At 23.5% G+C, this 15,679-nt stretch carries 8 protein-coding genes and 2 pseudogenes; 3 read left to right on the top strand and 7 right to left on the bottom strand.

Annotation, left to right across the window (positions count from 1 at the left end; translation table 11 throughout):
* Positions 1 to 1,485 precede the first annotated feature (1,485 nt).
* The 4 genes and pseudogenes from Bmayo_RS06980 to Bmayo_RS06045 all read right to left on the bottom strand — a co-directional run bounded on the left by Bmayo_RS06980 (position 1,486) and on the right by Bmayo_RS06045 (position 6,996).
* Positions 1,486 to 5,046, bottom strand: a pseudogene (locus Bmayo_RS06980) (Eco57I restriction-modification methylase domain-containing protein).
* Positions 5,047 to 5,088: 42 nt separating this feature from the next.
* Positions 5,089 to 5,310, bottom strand: a complete 222-nt coding sequence (locus tag Bmayo_RS07620; RefSeq protein ID WP_145924646.1) for a hypothetical protein — start codon at positions 5,308 to 5,310, stop codon at positions 5,089 to 5,091.
* Between the two features lie 101 nt (positions 5,311 to 5,411).
* Positions 5,412 to 5,624, bottom strand: a complete 213-nt coding sequence (gene eppA / locus Bmayo_RS06050) for an exported protein A EppA (RefSeq protein WP_075552737.1) — start codon at positions 5,622 to 5,624, stop codon at positions 5,412 to 5,414.
* A 772-nt stretch (positions 5,625 to 6,396) separates the two neighbouring features.
* Positions 6,397 to 6,996, bottom strand: coding sequence for a chromosome replication/partitioning protein (locus Bmayo_RS06045; protein ID WP_075552736.1), 600 nt, complete (start codon positions 6,994 to 6,996; stop codon positions 6,397 to 6,399).
* Positions 6,997 to 7,470: 474 nt separating this feature from the next.
* Between Bmayo_RS06045 and Bmayo_RS06040 the strand changes: the two genes are divergently transcribed.
* Genes Bmayo_RS06040 through Bmayo_RS06030 form a run of 3 tightly spaced genes read left to right on the top strand, consistent with a single transcriptional unit; the run spans position 7,471 to position 9,648 of the window.
* Positions 7,471 to 8,391 (top strand): plasmid maintenance protein, encoded by a 921-nt coding sequence (locus Bmayo_RS06040; RefSeq protein ID WP_075552735.1) that lies wholly within the window; start codon positions 7,471 to 7,473, stop codon positions 8,389 to 8,391.
* Positions 8,381 to 8,923: a DUF226 domain-containing protein gene (locus tag Bmayo_RS06035; RefSeq protein ID WP_075552734.1), complete on the top strand. Its 543-nt coding sequence runs from the start codon at positions 8,381 to 8,383 to the stop codon at positions 8,921 to 8,923. Before Bmayo_RS06040 ends, Bmayo_RS06035 begins: the two co-directional genes overlap by 11 nt.
* Entirely contained in the window at positions 8,899 to 9,648 is a 750-nt protein-coding gene (locus Bmayo_RS06030; protein ID WP_075552733.1) for a ParA family protein, read from the top strand. The genes Bmayo_RS06035 and Bmayo_RS06030 overlap by 25 nt, the downstream gene beginning before the upstream one ends.
* Before the next feature lie 2,447 nt (positions 9,649 to 12,095).
* On the opposite strand, the gene Bmayo_RS06025 is transcribed toward Bmayo_RS06030, so the two are convergent.
* From Bmayo_RS06025 to Bmayo_RS06020, 3 genes and pseudogenes are all read right to left on the bottom strand, one after another.
* Positions 12,096 to 12,731 carry a hypothetical protein gene (locus tag Bmayo_RS06025; protein ID WP_075552732.1) on the bottom strand — a complete coding sequence of 212 codons (636 nt, stop codon included), beginning with the start codon at positions 12,729 to 12,731 and terminating at the stop codon, positions 12,096 to 12,098.
* A gap of 617 nt (positions 12,732 to 13,348) precedes the next feature.
* Positions 13,349 to 13,582 (bottom strand): annotated as a pseudogene (locus tag Bmayo_RS07050) (DUF244 domain-containing protein); the annotation flags it as partial.
* Positions 13,583 to 14,711: 1,129 nt separating this feature from the next.
* Positions 14,712 to 15,407 (bottom strand): SIMPL domain-containing protein, encoded by a 696-nt coding sequence (locus tag Bmayo_RS06020; protein ID WP_012686378.1) that lies wholly within the window; start codon positions 15,405 to 15,407, stop codon positions 14,712 to 14,714.
* Positions 15,408 to 15,679 lie beyond the last annotated feature (272 nt).

Here is a 15,679-nt window from a genome sequence, read left to right as displayed (position 1 = left end):
TACTGTTTATGAAGATGTTTTGATGAATACTGAAAAACAAATTTTAGAAAAAAGTGTACATCATAAATTTATTTTTTTCTAATTTCCTTAAAAGTATAATTTATTGAGCGAAAACTTTAATGAAGTAATTATAAAGGGGATTGGTCATTGTTTTTATTATTAACCGTTAGCGTTGCTTATGTATATTAATTTGATGTTTCAAATAGAAAATTATAAGGCTATTATTCGGGCAAAATTGAAGAACTGTCAACAAAAATGCCTAAGATGCTTACATATATAGATTTAGTAAGTTTAAAGAAATATTATGTGAAATGAGTCCCGGTATCAAGGCATTTTATTGATCTTATTGATTATCAAATCACCAGACTTCTTTAAAATAAAAAAGGAATAAATAGCCCTTCTAAAAGCTATTCTATTTTAAAATCTGCTTAAAAATCTTTTTTAGAGCTCATTGCCTCATTAAACTTAAGGCTTAGAAAAGCTGTTCAAAGTGATATTTATAAAGTCTTAGGAGATGTCAATTTAATGCTATTAAGGCTACAGGTGTTGCAGCCTTAATTAAGCTTGCAAATGAGACTAGAAAATGTTTTGAAAAGGCTTTAAAAATTAATAGTAAAAACTGATTTGATAGTACTTCTATCGCAAGTTGGTATTTGTATTCTACAAGGATTGCAGGAGGAGATCCAAATAAAACTTTATCATTTACTCAATTAGGAATTTAACATGATAAAATATATGTAGTTTCGCATAGGATAAGGTCAGATCTATTTCCTTCTTAAAAACAAAAAAGAAAGCCTTAATACATGCTTAATCTTTGGTGAAATATTTTCCAAAATGGAACTTTTTACAAGATTGTTCTAGAGCAAGACAAGGGCGGAAATTTGTTTATAGATTTTTTCCTATAAGAATTAGTTAAATAGGTGGGATATAACTTGTTTAAGATTTATTAGTTAATTTTTGTATGTTAAGGTTATTATTCATTTTTTAGCAAATATTAGTTTATTTTCTTTTAAAAAAGATGTAAGGCTATACATATATAAAATAGAAAGTATTCATACTGAATATTGTTTTGGTAATTTTAAGTTTGATTTTTTTGCACCTGATAAAATTTTTAAAAACAAGCTTCAAAGTATAGAAAATAATATTTTAATAAAATATATAAGGGAAAGTGTTTAATGTGTAGTATAAAAAGAATTTCAAAATATCATTAATATATGCTTTCTATGTAGGCTAAAAACTTTTTATTTCTAATGTATTTAGCTTTTTTAAAAAACACTCACCATAATACAATTCTACATTTTTAAATCTATAAACATTATTTTCTTCAATTTTGAAAAGTTTTTTAGCTTATCTCTTGCTTTCTTTAAAAAGCACTTCACCAAGAATAACTTTCCCATAATTTTATAGTGTGATGTTTTTAGTAAAAATATATATTTCATCAAATAGATATAAATCTCTTTATAATAATAAACTAGGTTTGAATTGTTAAGATTTAGTAAGTTTATTTGTTCTTGAATAATTCTCATATCTTTTTATTAAAGACAAAAATATGGTCTTCTCCTTTTTTATTTTTTAGTACCTCAAAGTCGTTAAGCAAAATCTTAAAATCTTCTTTGGCTAGTGAATAAATATTCGCTACAATAAAGTCATTTTAATTTTCTTTTTCTTTAAAAAATTCATCTTCCGCATTTAGATTTAGTATTTTATTAACTTTTTCTTTGCTAAACTCAAAATATTCTAAGTAAAGTAAATATTTAAAGTTCTCGGGATCATTTTTGGCTATTAGCAAGGAAGCATTTTTACTAGAGTTAAGTATGGTGGATTAGCTAAAATATCTTTTTCTTGGGGTTGGAGCATTGGGCATTGATAAAGGCATGATTTTAGCACATTTGAGTCAACAAATCTTCTTAACAAAAAGTCAAATGCAAATGAATTAAAAATAAATATAATAAATAATTTTTTATAAAGTGATATTGGTGTTTTCCTATAATTTATATACATTAAATTCACACAATAACAATTTCCAGGAGATAAAGTACTAATCATGGTTCTTTCATCTATATTTCTTGCAATTGTTCTATAGAATACTCTTTTGGTTTGATATTAATTATCTTTAGCCAATACCTTTTCTAAATTCTCTTTATCTATCCATAGTAATTTAGCACTTTCTTTTGTATCTTTATCTTTAAAAAATCTTGAATTAAACTGATGAATATTGGTTCCAGAATAAAGAAATACAAAGTTTTCATTATTATATTCTTTTAATAAAGATTTACGATTCTTAATGCTTGGATCTAAGCCTTTTTTAAAATCAATATATTTTATACTAAGAGTACTAAATTGGCCAAACATTTTCTTAATAAGAGTAAATTCTTCATTGTCTTTGAATTCTATTATTGATTCTTGAATAGGAGATAGTTTTTTAATTTGATTTATATTTAATTCAATCCCTTTATAAGGATTCTCTTTATTGTCTTTTAAGTCATTAGTTATTTTTTTAATAATATTGTCACTACTTTGAATCATAAATTTTGCTTTAAAGCTTGATGTAGGAGGTTTAGCATTGCTAAGTTGAAATATTGCAAATTTAAAACTTGAATGTACATCTTCAAATCTTTTTTTATTTTCAAATTGATAAATATAATTAAGTTTATAGTTAGCAAACATATGTTTTCTTAGTATTCTAGAACTATATTCATTCCAAATAGCTAAAGTAACTAAATAAGTTAAATTACCCTTTTCTTTCATTAATTTTAAATTAAATGTAACAAAGTATCTAAAAAGATTTGGATCACTACCATTAGTAAAATATGCAAAATTACTTTTATAAATCTTGTTAATAGAACTTATAATGTTTTTTCCTTTATTGTATTCATTATTTAAAAAATGATTGTCTTTGCTGAGTATTTCTTACTTTATTTTATTTTGTTCTTTTATGCTTAGTTTTCTGTAGCCAGGAACATGTTTTGAGAAAAATTCAGATTCATTAAACTTAGTTTTCTCCCATGGGGGATTTCCAATTACAATATCAAATCCTTCCTGAATATATGGAAATTCAATTCCATAGTGAAAAAATTTATAGTAGCTACTTAATTTTCTAATTTTTTCTATTTTTTCTTTATCTTCACTAGAAGTTTTTTTATTGCCCAAAATATCTTCAATTAAACTAATTACAGCTGTAATATCACTAAATTCTATATTTAAAGATTTATCAAAAAGACAATGAATAAAGTTTAATTAAAGAAAATATTGTTCTTAAATTACCTATATCTTCACTTTCCTCATATTCTTTGTATATCTTTTTAGATTTTTCTATATCTTCTTTAGTAGTATCATTAATACCTTTAATTTTTTGATAGATATATTCTAAAATAGTTGTAATTTCTTTAATTCTTTTTTTAAACAAAGAAAATCCACTTTAAAATTTCTTTTTTGCAATATAAAAAATTCGTCCTTGGCATATCCCAGTAAGGCATTTCCTACTTTTATATGGTGCTCAATAAAGCTTGGTGGTGTTTCAAAAATAAAGGGATTAATCCATAAACTTAGCATGGTAATTTCAACTGAAATAGGATTAATATCAACGCCATAAATAACTTCTTTAGCAACATCCTTTTAAGTACTAATTCCTTACTTATACTATCTTGAACATCATATTCTTCACTTTCTTTGATAATAACTCTATATTCTTTATCAAGCTCTTTTTTTTACATCTTCAAATTTATCTAGCTGATACCATACTTTTTCTGTTAAGTAATCTAGACAAGAAATCAAGAAATGCCATGATCTACAAGAATTATCAATGATTTTTATATCTAAGGGAGACTTGGTTTTGAGCTATTCTTCAATTGACGATGTGACGATAAAATCAGTTAGGTCATCTGGTGTGTAATATGCTCCACTTTTCTTTCTATCAAGCAGCTATCTAGATGTAAGATAAATATTTCCTTTATAGTATGTAGCAACTTTGTTTACCTGCTTGTTTGCAAGCTCTTCTTCAGCACGAATGAGATAAACTCCATCTTCAATAATACGATGAACAGTAGTATCTGCAATTCTTAGGTCATATTCAAGTAGAGTTTCGTATGATTTCCAAAACTTTTTGGATCTAACTTTGAATACTCTACAAATTTTTCATCTTTAATATTTTTTTCTTCAAAAGAAAAGTATTTTAATCGGTATTTCTTCAAGTTCACTAATACTTAGCAAACTTTCATTATAAATATTTAACCTTATCTTTTGAAAATAACCCTCCATTAAATACGGGAAACTTTATTGCATCACTTCCTTTATCAAGTAAATTAAAAATTGTTATTATTTTTTTATATCCTAATTTCTTTTTTGTATTTTCATCATAAAAAAAATACCCAAAAGATATGGAAGATCTGTACAGCTTATTTTCTTCTAATATTTTCTTAAATATATCGTTATCTTCAATATATGCAATAAAAAATATTCTTAAAATAAAAATAATTGATTCTTCAAGTATGCTAGCTAAAATGTGCTGAGCAATTTCTTTGCCTGATAGTTTTAATTCTTTGTTATATATATTTTTTGCAATTTAAATACTATAGAGTCGTCGGGTCTCTCATAAAGTATCTCTCTTAAGGTTTTTTTAATTATCTCTTTTTCTTTGGCTATTTGTTCTTTTTTTAACCTCTATTACATTGCTTGTCTTTAGATATCTTTCTTTTCTTATAAGGTAAATGAATAAAACAAACCATTCTTGTTCTTTGTACTCTTCTTTTTCTTCAATTTTAGAAAAATTAAATTCAATATGTCTTTTTTCTCCATAAAGCACTTTCGATTTGTCATATAATCTTCATACCTTTCCATTAGAAAGTATCCCATAATGTTTTTGATATTGATTTAGATATCTATATAGCTTATCTTCTGCTTCTTTTACTTTATCTTTAGCGTCAAAACTAAATATTGAACGCTTAACTTCTGTTATAAGCAAGATATCTTCGACAGGAATAGGTTTATTATTTTTTTAGCTTCTTTTAATTTATTATTAAAAGCTACTTTATCTTTTTCAAAAAGCAGTATATCTGCTCTAGACTTAGCTCCTTCTATTTGCCCGGCTTTTTATTGTTCTCCTGAATAATTTAGTTCTTCAAATATATACTTTAGCAAAGACTCTGTATTTGCTTCTGTTGAATTATCATCTATTGAAGAAAGTTTATTTTTTACAAAAATGAAAAAGTATTTTAGACTATTAATATTTTCCTTTTTTATAAAGTCTTTTGATGGTTTTTTATAAAGAGATATATTTGGATCATTTGTTTTTACAATGTCATTAGTTTTCATTATTTATGCCTACAAAAATCATTTATGTTGTTTGAAAATCTTTTTAGCCCTTCTTGATGCTCAAATATATTCAAAGACTAGCTAGGTTTTAAATTTAAAAACTAGTCTTTAGACAGGTCAACTAAAACTTGTTTTAATATTTGTTGGATTGTATTTACTCTATCTCTAAAATAAGATTGTTCAAACTTATTTTTAGCTTTTCCCCTATATTCCTCAGTACAATCAATTTTATACCGGTTCAATTGTATTAAATAATTAAAAATCCGATCTGGACAACCATCTATAAAGCAAGTGATTGCCTTAAGCTTTAAAATATAATCAGAGGCATTAATTTATTTTTTATGAAGTAATCCATAATTCAAGAGCATCTAAAAAACACTTTTTCTTTAATCCTAAATTTTCTTAAGCGTCCTCTAATTTGTGGAGCATGGGCAAAAAAGTGTATTTATCCTTTTAATTTTCAAAATAATAATTATTAAGTCTTTTATTAATTCCTTCTTTAGAAATATCTTGTTCAGAATTATGAAAGCAATAAAGATTCAAAAATCATTAAAAAAACTTATCGGCACAAAAACATCGTAAATAAACATTTTTTGTTTATAATTATCCCCTTCCAAAATTAAAAAATAAATTAAAGTTCTTTATTTGCAATTTTTTAGTAATTAGTAAATATGAGAAAACCAATAATCCTAAATATTTTACTAAAAAATAAACTTTAATAAATTCCAAAGAAAACCATTAAAAAAACAAAAATATTCTATTAATAGAATTACTCTAGATTAAAAGCAAGCTACATGAGAAAATTTCATATCAAATAAAAGACTTTTACATAAATTATCCTATTGCTTTATATCTAAATATAAAAACATAGTAATAGAAAACTTATCAGTACAAGATATATAAAAGGGATTTAAAGCTAAGAAAACTCAGTATTTAATGCTGAGCCTCACAAAATTTAGATTTTAAAATGAAAAAAGCCCTTTTATGGGCATCTCTTCGACATTAAACTAGGCAAAATAAACTTAAGCCTATTAGAAATAATAGATTACCATTAATCAAACATTAAAGTCAATAAACCTTGAAAATTTATTTATTCCTTTTCTTTTTAGAATTAGCATATTTAATTATGATCTCCGATAAAATATCTTTTTTATTTTTAAAAATCTCCTCTAAAATAAAATAGACCCTTTTAATATCTTTTTTACAAAAATCATATAATTCATTATCTTTTATTAAAATTCTAATTGGGGCATTTTTTTTGTTGTTTTTATTCATATTTTCTTGATTTATTGTTGATAGCTCTTGTTTTTGTATGGCATGATATACGCCATTAAAACCCACTTCCTTAATTTTATCAATAGAAATAATACCTTCTAAAACCTTTTCATAAACTTTTAAATATGTATAAGCTTGAGTTTTTGCAATTATAAAAGATTTTATAAATTGTTCAAAGCTTTTAAACCCATCGTATTTATAAAGTTCTTTTTGTTTAATTTCATATAATATTTTCATTCTTTGAATTTTATTGTCAATATCATCTTTTAAATTAAGCTTTAACTGGTCTTTTAAATCTTTATAAATTATTAAATTTTCATCTTGATTATTATTTAAATCTTGACTTTTGTCAATGAAATCTTCAAATCTGTCATTTAAAATCATTTCTTTTTTATTTTCTTTTTTCCCCATTTTGTCCTTCTATATTTATTTTTTGATTTAAAGCACGCATTTCTATTTATAAATCTTATGCCGCCAATCTGTGAATAAATATTAACACAAATTAAAATTTGTGTTAATATTTATTTTTTTGGTAAAAAATAAATATTAACAATAAATTACATCGTTCAGTTCTGAACGATGTAAGACGCTATTTCTATGCTCTTTGATTTAAAAATAGCAGGTCAAGAAAATATATTTTTTAGATTCATGACAATTTGAATATTATTTGTCATTCTATTTCTAATCAAATTTATTAAAAAGTTTCATACTAATTATTTATATAAAACTACAGTTTTTTGACAGAAAAACTGTAGTCCCTTGGCTTAAATATTCTTAAAAATGATTTTTTAGATTTAATTTTAACAGAGGTTGAAATTAAATATTTTATATATTATAATTTATGTTAATTAATAATTAAATACACATTAAACTAGGAGACAAAAAATGAAAACTGCCATATCTAATCATAATCACCAAATTAATGCCAATAAACCACCTTCAAAAAACTGCAAACTTAAAAAAAATTCAGTTATTGCTTACTTAAATAAAAAATTTGGGGAAAAATATAATGTATCAATATATAGAATTCCTTTTAGTTCTGATGAACTAAAAGGAATTCTATATCATCATCATCAAGGATATATACTTCGAGCACTAAACTCAAATATACATAAAGAAAATAAAAAAGAAACTACAATTAATACCCTAAGACCAGATTTAAGATTTTTAGTCAAGCTAAAAGCATTAGAAAAAAAAATACTAACATTTTCAAGTAACTTTGGAGAATTCAAAGGAAAGCTTTGTATATATAAAGTGTCACCTATTGCACATAAATTGATTGAAGCATATTTTAGCATCACTAAAACAGACTTAATTAAAAAAATAAAGGAAGAAAAAGATACTTTAAGAAAAAATAAAGAATCTTCTAAGCCTCAAAATATCATTAAAAATGTCACTGTATATAATAAAAAATATATAAATATAAATGGCAAGAATTCTATAGAAAGCTCTTTCTTTAAACGAATTAAATCAATAATTTTTAATACTAAAAAACCAATTAGAATGCTAAAAAATGAACTATCAAACTATAAAGATTTTAAAAATTATCTAAAACATGATTATGAGGTAAAAGATATTAAAGAATTTTTCTTATCCAAACTAAACCTTTATAAACATAAAATACACTTTATGAGAAAAGTCGTGCCATATAAAACCGATTTTTACATTCTTGCAAGAAAATTTAAAGATAATTATATTACTAAATGGAAATCAAATAAAATAACAAGCTTTTTGGGGCATGCTGGAATAATAGCTAATAATATTTTGTCTAACATTTTGACAAAGGGATTAAAATTTGAGCAGTAGTTTACTTGAAAAACTCAGAAACGAAAAAAATAATATAGAAAAAAGAATTATATTTAATAAAATAGAAGAAATAAATAGTAGAAAAATATACTGTACAAAAATATTTAAACACCTGGTTGGTTTTAAAATTACAAACAAAGGGGAAAGACTGAGACTTACTTTCCAAGAATTTAACAATAATGGATATTTTCTTTTTTTTAATCTTTTTCCTTTAAGAGAAGACGACAAGTTCTTAGAAATAAAATATAGGCATGATAGACTCGATAAACCCTTTTTTCTTAAAAAAGAAAATAATAAAACTTATGCAATAAAAAAACTCTATTATATAGAATTTGCTTTTAAAAATGGCTCTATTAAAGCATATGTTCAGTCCTTGAGAACACTTCTAAGAAAAAATAAAGAAAACACTAATTATTATCAATTTAATTTATCACACTTAAAAAAAATGGAAAAAAAAGTATATGAATTTTATGATAAAAAAGTAAAAGATGGAGGGATTATAAATAAATGGATCAAAAAAAACCAATTATAATTACACTTGCAAGCTTAAAAGGAGGGGTCGGGAAAAGCTCACTTTCTATACTTTTTTCTTATGTCTTAAAAGAATTAGGTAAAAAAGTTTTATTAATTGATTTAGATCCACAAAATTCTTTAACCTCTTATTTTAATAAATATATTTCTAATATTAAAAAACATAATATTTATGAATTTTTGAAGGGAAATGCCTATTTTGATAAATGTGAAAACAAAGTTAATGAATACATTTCTATAATTCCTTCTCATCCTGTTTTAGAAAAATTTAACACAGATGATATAGATTATAAAGAAATTATTTTAGAATTTAGATTAAATAAAAGCACTAAAAGTTTTGATTTTGATTATATTATAATAGATACTTCTCCTAGTAGAAATTTCCTTTTAAAGAATGCTTTAAATGTTACAGACCATATTATAATCCCAGTTCAAGTAGAAAGATGGTCAATAGAAAGCTTTTCTATTTTAACGGAAACCATTAATAATATTCAAAACATTAAAAATAAAAAATATAATATTTCTATTATAGAAAACCAATTTATTAAAAATAGGAATACCCTAAAGGAGGTGGAGGATGTGCTGTACAAAAAATATGGTAAATATATAAAAGGTAAAATTCACTTTTCAAATAGTATAAAAGTTTTTATAAATGACCTTTTAGAGCCTTCTTTGAAAGAAATTTATTATAGAGAGGCCGAAAATGCCTTAAAAGGTATATTGTGATCTATTGTTTCGCTAATTGCTGGGTTTTTCAAATAAAAATTATAAAGAATTTTAACTAGTTAGTTTTTCTTTTTTTAAAGCTCAAGGCATCTATAAATTAATTATTTTTACTGTATGGATTTAAATGTTAAAAGCTAAAAAACACAATTGATTTAAACTCATAAAAAAATCTTAAATATTTAAAATCAATTTAAAAATCAAGACTACAAGCCCCCTTTAAAAATATTTAAACCAAAGAGTTGATATTTGCAAAAAGGTATCTATACTCCATGAAAACAAAAGAGCCTTATTTTGATTTTTATATAACAGATATAATGCTGTTATTATAGTAAACAACACTCAAATTGTCGATAATCAGAAAAATATAATTTGAATCTAAAAAAATCTAATGCTAGGCGTAGTTCCAATATTACCAAAAATAAATAGAATGCTATAAATTTCTAAAAGTATCTTGGTTTTATTAAGGCAAGATAAGACGGGTATATATAATTAAAAAACTAAAAATCAATTATTAGAGATATGGTAGATAGCGCTAATTTAATGCTAGCGTATAATAGGTTGCTAAAATAATAATGTGAAAAGACATTAAAAAACTTGTAAAAATAAATTTAGTGATTTCGTTTTATAAAGGCTTAGACAAAGCTAATTGGAGTTTCCATTTTATAAGATGAATTTCAACATTTGGAAAAATATAATAGCAATTATAATAAACTTTATTGAAAATAAAATTAAAGAATATGTATAAGATAAAATAATAGTTTCTATCTTTAAATAAGATATTGATAACTTTGTTTTTTAAAGCTCTTGTTTATTAAATTCACTCCTATCAAATTTCATGTCCAATAAATATATAGAAGGTAATGATAAGATAAATAAGAATCCTGTAGAAAGCTTTTCTAAAAAAAACGAAACAAAAAAATACTTCAAATAATGCAAAAAAATGATCAAAAAAAGAAATTAAAAATTATTAAATTAGATTCAATAAACAAAAAAAGAAAAAGAAAAGTTAAATTTAGCTACAAAAAAAGTTTTGAAGAGTATAAGAAAAACATGCCAACTATCAAATAAAAATTCCATTGCTACTTAATTAAAACTAAAGAAGTATTTAAATAACTTAATTGCTTATAAAAATATGCCGATTAATCTTGAATGCTATATGTATATCATAAATTAATATTATATAAAAAAGGCATATTGGAATTACCTAGCTAAATTCAAATTAAAATAAAAAAATAAAATATGGTTTATGAGTCCTAATTTTAAGGTCAATGATTTTATAGATTTAGTGGATTGGTTTAAAGATAGGCATAAAAATACTTATAAGTGAGTGAAGAAAACTTTACTTCAGAAAAAAACAATTTTGAAATAGATAAATCAAATGTTCTTTTTAGAGAACAAAAGGTTATTTTGTAAGTGGCATATTTTACAAAGTTGAAGGTAAATATAAAAATAAATATATTGAAAGTGCGTTAAAATATGCTGCGGGTGGATCTATAATAAAAATTGGTGTTCGTATTTATTATAAGGGAATATAGCATAGGGCGATAAGCTATTAGTGTTGTTAGGCTTAATAAGTTGAATTTTTTAATAATTAGAGTATTTTCCAATGTTGATAAAACCGCTTTTGTTTTTAACATGGTAAATAATTTATGTTTTAAGCAAAATTAAATTGCTGAATTTTTTATACTTTCAATATCAAGTAGTTCTATTGTAAAGAGTTTATATCACTTAATTTTAATATTGAATATTTGTAGTAGCTTGATGAATAAAAACAAGGGCATTTCCCATAGTAAATCACTTTCTGAGCTTGACAATTTGTCTCTTTATTAGAAGTATAAGGCATCCAAATATATGAATTAAAAGCTCAAGCCAGGCAAATTAAAAGAAACAATAGTTATTTCAGTAGCAGTTGAATATTTAGACACTAAAAATGACAATAAAACTAAAGATAATAAAAAAGGGGATAGTTGTTATTGATATGATCATTAATCATTTTTTAATAAGTAGCAAAAGCGATAAAATTAACCATCTTAAATATTTATTTAAAAATGAAAATGAACTTATGAAATGCTAAAACCCTATCAAAATAACAAAAAGAGATCTTTTATTATATTATTACTTTGCAGCTAATTATAAAAACATAGCAATAGAGAGCTTGCCAATTAAAATCATGTAAAAAGGAATGTTTAGGAAAAGTATCAATAATTTAAGATGGTATGATCTTGTAATGCGATTGTCTTATAAATGCTCGTGTTGTAGATTTTCTTTATACAAGATAGATAGATATTTTCCCAGAAAGCAAACTATTTAATTGTGATATCAAAATATACCTCTAAAATTAAGTTATGTTAGGTGGACTTGTGGCAGTTGTAGTACTTTGCATTTTAATAAAAAAGAAGCTCCTATTAATAGGAGCTTCTTTTTTATTAAAATGCAAAATCTTATTTTTAATCATTAGATTTTTCTTTTCCAATTATTTCTTCTTCTAATTCTTCGTCTTCTTCGTCCCCGAAATCTTCTCTGTCTATTATTTCTTGTTCTTTTTCTCCTTCTAATTCTGCTTCTATTCTGCCATCAGGGTCATCTACAAATTCTGCATCTCCTCCTCCCGGCACAGGGCTTCCTAATAATGGTTTTTTCTTACTTTTTAGTAAATGTTTTTTAAGTTCAGATATTCGAATTACATATATCTTATTATCTTTAAATTCTAATAAAATATTATCTTTTTGTTTTTTTATAGAATTTAATTTTTTATTATTATTGCCAATATTTATAACTTTTAGATCTGTTTTAACACCAAGAAGCATAGCTTTTTTAAAATCATGTCTTCTTTTAGATTTTACTTTAAAAAGTTCTTGATTATTAGTACAATCTTTAACTATAATCCTGCTATCTTCTTCTTTTATATATAGTGTAGTATTGGCACCTTTTTCATTATCTATATTTTCTTTATTAGTGGGATTTAAAATCGATTTAGCTTTTACTTTAAAATTATATTTTTGGCTTGATCTGGAATCCTTTGAAAAAAGATCACATGAAAATAATAATAAACATAAACTTAAATTAATAATATATTTTTTCAATTTATACTCCTTAATTTAATATATTCTTTGTTTAAAAGTATACATTAAATTTTTATTAACTATTTTCTAATAATATTGTTATTATAATTAATAAATATCTTTTTTTAAAATAAAATTTTTATAGCGGTAATAAAGATGTAGGTGTAAAAATATAGGCTATTAAAACTGAACAAAATGAAATAGCAAAGCAAAAAAATGATGATTTTGTTTTTAAAGAAAGTCACAAAGAATATAATAATCTCTTTTACCTTTAATACTACCTTAGTAAATACTGGCTAGTGTGTTTGTTTTCTTTATATTTATTAAAAATAGCAATTACAACTTCGGTTTGAATATCAAATGTGTTTTCGTCTTTATATTCTTAATTTAAATAAGATAACTTAAAAAAACAAAAACCCAGGATTATTGATGAATTTCCTCAATAGTATTAAAATTTTTATTCGTATTGTTCTTTTTTAGTTGTAAATTTAATAAACAAAAAATATCAAATATTAATGCTCAAAAAAGAATGCTAATTTAATTATTGATCAAAACCCAAAGCCATCAATGATCCTGCACTAGACGATAAATTCCAGAAAAATTTAGAAATAAATGTAATAGATTAAAAAAAGAAGAACTATAAAAAGAAAAACCAAATATTTACTAATTAAAAAATTGCCATTTTTATTGTACTTAGCAATAGTGTTGCTCATATAATTAGAATCATTGCTTTTAATTTCTAAAAGCTCTAAATCACCTTTATATTTGTCAACGCCATTAGCTTATTTTTTATATAAAACAGCAATATTGTCACCCTGTGCTTTAATAAACTTTCTAAATCCTAAATTTTCCAACTCTTTACCCGTGACTAAATTTTAATATTTTATGCGCAGAAAATATTTGATTTCTTTATAATAATTTTAAGATGAATATCTGCATTTATTCTCTATTATGAAAGATCTTCTATTTACATATTTTTATAGTTATTTACAAGGTAAAAAATTGATTTATGTAAAAAATTTTTATTTGATTTAAAATTTTCTCATGCAAGAAGCAATTTTTATATTAAAAGCAAATATTTCTTTCTTTATATCCATAAATGAAGAAATTTAGTTTTTTTATTTAAAATATTTAATTTATATTATTTACAAAAAATCATCTTTGATAAGTTTAATTACAATAAGAATGATGTTAATTTATTGCAAAATTTAATCTCAATATTTAGATTTAAAAATAATTTAAAAATAGTATTCTTAAACTTATAATAAAAAGCATTCTAGCTTATTTAAGCAAGTATTATTAGAAATTTTATTTTTATCTATAAGTTATTGTGTTATTTTTGTTGAAAAATTTCTATTAGTATCATTAAAAAACGTATTTAAAGCCAATAATTTGCTTGCAAATTCATATCCTTTCAAATTTAATATAAATTATAGGTAGAAGATTCTTTGCAATCTTTAGTTTAATATAATGCTGCAAGGTGTAAAAGTTTAAATACAAATCAAAATGTTTTTAAAATGCTATTTTGTCTTCAATCAAACATATAAAAGTTATAAAGAATGTAGTAAAATTATCTTAAGGAAAGGAAAATATAATTTAATTATATTTTCCTTTCCTTATTTTTAATAATTGCTTGTAAGCAGACTGAAAGAAATATTAAGAATCAAGATACTAAAGCTGAAATTAAACATACAAAAGCTTCCACAGAAAAACCAGCACCATAAAGTTATTTGTATTACAAATAATTTTTGTAGGGAATTTAAATGGTCTTTTGGGCATGGAAATTAAATTTTCTAAAAATGGTTTTAACTAATTAACTAAAAGCAAAAGGATTATCCACCCGTGATTTAATTATAAAAACATATAAATTTAGGTGGAATTGTTTTTTCTATTATGTGTATACAAAGAAAGTAAATATCTAACTTATAGATCGCGTCATCACGGAATGAAACTATAAGTTATTTCAATGATTTTATTTAGAAATAATAGCTTTGCCAAATATTAATCCAAATAATAAGAAACAGTTGTAACGATCCTTAATATTTTTTTTGGATAACGCTCTTGATCACCTAAGCTTCTATCGATTGGAAGAAATTCAAAATATCCTTGATTTGCATTTTTAATTTTTCCCAATTTTGAACTTGAATGTTTTGTAAATTCTAAAGCTGCCAATTTTGCATTTTTAATTGAATCTGCTAACATTTCGGGTTTTATATCATTAATATTATCAAAGTAATATCTTGGGCCCCCGCTATTGCTAATTAATATGCCTTGATTATAAAGCTCAGCAATATTTTTTTCTGCTGCTTCCATTTTCTCAATATTTTTTGTATTAACAGTTAAAGAGATATGTGCTCTATACTTATAAAGAGATTCTTTGTAATTCTCTTCATGAAATTCCATAAATCCCATTTTTATATGGTCTTCGCTAAATCCATGCTTTAAAAAAAAGCTTTTAATCTTAGACAAGCTTAAATTATTTTCTTTATTAATATCATTAATAGTATCGCCAGTTAATCTATATCTAAGCTCCCAACTAGAAGATGTTGATAAAATTTCTCTTTCGCTAAGTCCCTTAACCGTAATATAATTTCCATTTTTAGTGCCGATGTTTTTTATTCCGTGAGAAATTATAATTGATGATATAAACAAAAGTAACGAAAATAATAAGAAAGATATTTCTTTTCCCCTAAACATAAATTAGTCTCCTAAAATCAATAATAAATAATATATTAGATATATTAGAATTGTTATATTTAAATTTATTTTAACATATTGCTTAATATTAATAAATACGAATACATTTTAGTAGGTCAAAATTTTATGAATCCATCAAGTATGATGTTTTATAAAAAATATAAATTAAATGTTTTTAATAAAGACATAACAAAATTTCTTAATTTATACATTTATGTCTATATGTGGGCATTGAAAGTAGGGAGGGTTAATAGAATGTATAATGATTATTA

The organism is Borreliella mayonii, from assembly GCF_001945665.1.
Lineage (GTDB): Bacteria > Spirochaetota > Spirochaetia > Borreliales > Borreliaceae > Borreliella > Borreliella mayonii.
Note: the sequence above shows the minus strand (reverse complement) of the source record. Positions and strands in the feature narration are given on the sequence as shown.

Excerpts from the sequence above, each read along its gene's own strand:
- Bmayo_RS07620 (WP_145924646.1), bottom strand. The coding sequence starts at position 5,310 with ATGAAAACTAATGACATTGTAAAAACAAATGATCCAAATATATCTCTT.
- Bmayo_RS06040 (WP_075552735.1), top strand. The coding sequence starts at position 7,471 with ATGAAAACTGCCATATCTAATCATAATCACCAAATTAATGCCAATAAA.
- Bmayo_RS06045 (WP_075552736.1), bottom strand. The coding sequence starts at position 6,996 with ATGGGGAAAAAAGAAAATAAAAAAGAAATGATTTTAAATGACAGATTT.
- Bmayo_RS06020 (WP_012686378.1), bottom strand. The coding sequence starts at position 15,407 with ATGTTTAGGGGAAAAGAAATATCTTTCTTATTATTTTCGTTACTTTTG.
- Bmayo_RS06030 (WP_075552733.1), top strand. The coding sequence starts at position 8,899 with ATGGATCAAAAAAAACCAATTATAATTACACTTGCAAGCTTAAAAGGA.